We start from the raw sequence: 1,963 nt of genomic DNA on the forward strand, positions 1-1,963 counted from the left end.
CACCCCGGAAGATTAGCTCTTTTTTAAGCCGTTTAAACAGGCCAAAAAGAACTTTTTAGGGATTGTCTATTCCTGATGGGCAGTTACAATAAAAGAGAAACTCTTTTTAATTTTTGAAAAGACATCAGAAAAAGGAGGGGGCCCATGCACTACCTGATCATCGGCAACAGCGCGGCGGCGGTGGGGGCCATCGAAGCCATCCGCACCGTCGACCGCGAGGGGGAGATAACGGTCGTTGCCGGGGAAAAAGAGCACGTCTACTCCCGGCCGTTAATCGCCCACCTGGTTGCGGGAGAAGTTACCGAAGAGCGAATGCCCTACCGCCCGGCAGATTTTTACCGGCTGCACAACGTCCGCACCCGCCTGGGGGAGAAGGTGGAAAAGGTGGACTACGCCGGGCAGAAAGCAGTCCTGGCCGGAGGGGAAGAAATCGCCTACGACAGGCTTTTGCTGGCCACCGGCTCCAAAGCCGCCCTTCCGCCCCTCTTCAGGAAGAGCTTGAAAGGCCTGCACACCTTTCAGACCTACGCCGACGCGCAAGAAATCCTTTCCCTGCTGAAACAGGGCAAGAAAAAGGCCGTGGTCGTGGGGGCCGGCCTGATCGGCCTGCGGGCCGCCTACGGCCTGCAAATGGCCGGCGCGGCGGTCACGCTGGTGGAATTTTTGCCCCGCGTGCTCTCCCGCGTCCTGGACGAGGAAGGCTCCGCCCTCGTGGAGGATATCCTCAAAGAAGGCGGCTTAAAGGTCCTCACCGGCCGGTCGGTTAAAGAAATAACGGAAGAAAACGGAGAAGTCAAAGGGGTCGTTTTGGACGACGGCACGCAGCTGGAGTGCGGCATTCTGGTCGCCGCCACCGGCGTCGTCCCCAACCTCGACCTGGCGCAGGGTTTGAAGACAGACCAGGGGATCATCGTCAACGAGTTCTTCCAGACCAGCTACAGCAACGTCTACGCCGCCGGCGACGTGGCCCAGACCCGCGACATCGCCCGGGACGGCCAGTACAGGGTGAACGCCAACTGGCCGAACGCCTACACCCAGGGGCGCCTGGCCGGGCTGAACATGGCGGGCCGGCCCGCCCCCTACAAAGGCTCGCTCGGCATGAACACGGTCAGCTTTTCCGGCGTGCCGGTAGTCTCGCTGGGCGTCTTCGACCCGGAAGGGGAAAAGGAAGCCGGCTACGAAGTGAAAACCCGGAAGATCCCGGCCCACCGCATCTACCAGAAGCTGGTCTTCAAAGAAAACAGGCTCAAGGGCGCCATCTTCATCGGCGACCTGGGCTACTGCGGCGCCGTGAAGGACATGATCACGGAGCAGCACCTCACCGGAATCATCAAAGACGCCATCCTGGAAGAAAAATACCAGCTCTACGGTTTCTTGCGCAAGCGCCGCGCCGAGAAGCTGGAAGGCAAGAGCATCCGCTGGCCCGAGTCGTACAGCTCGCCCCAGAAGTACGTGAAGAGCTTCAACGAAGAAACCTGGACCGAGCGGGAACGCGACGAGCGTCCCTGGTAGGAAAGGAGCGTGGACTAATGACCGCCCCCAAAGAAAGACCGATCTGCACCAACGCCCTGGTCGACCTGACGGAAAGAACGGTCGAGTACTTCCCCACCCCGCCGGAAATCATCGAAAAATTCCTGGGCGGCCGGGGTTTGAACATGTACTACCTGCACAAATACATAAAGCCCGGCTGCGACCCCCTTTCCCCGGACAACGTCCTGATCATCGGCACCGGGCTTTTGACCGGCTACCTGGTCCCCAACAGCGGCCGGCACAGCGTCACCTGCAAATCCCCCGAAACCGGGATCATCGGGGACGCCAACATCGGCGGCTTCTTCGGCCCGGAGCTGCGCTTCGCCGGGATCGACCGGCTGATCATCACCGGGCGCGCCGCGTCCCCGGTCTACCTTTACGTTGAAAACGGCCGGATCGAGATCCGCGACGCCGCCCCCTACTGGGGCCTCAC

At 60.8% G+C, this 1,963-nt stretch carries 2 protein-coding genes; both read left to right on the forward strand.

Annotation, left to right across the window (positions count from 1 at the left end; all coding sequences use genetic code 11):
* Positions 1-144 precede the first annotated feature (144 nt).
* Positions 145-1,512 (forward strand): NAD(P)/FAD-dependent oxidoreductase, encoded by a 1,368-nt coding sequence (locus ACP5PX_RS08100; RefSeq protein WP_428085441.1) that lies wholly within the window; start codon positions 145-147, stop codon positions 1,510-1,512.
* Positions 1,513-1,529: 17 nt separating this feature from the next.
* A partial coding sequence (locus ACP5PX_RS08105; protein ID WP_428085442.1) for an aldehyde ferredoxin oxidoreductase N-terminal domain-containing protein occupies positions 1,530-1,963 on the forward strand: 434 nt, incomplete at its 3' end.

The sequence above is a fragment of the Hadarchaeum sp. (SeqCode) genome (genome assembly GCF_049969415.1).
In the GTDB taxonomy this organism is placed as follows: domain Archaea; phylum Hadarchaeota; class Hadarchaeia; order Hadarchaeales; family Hadarchaeaceae; genus Hadarchaeum.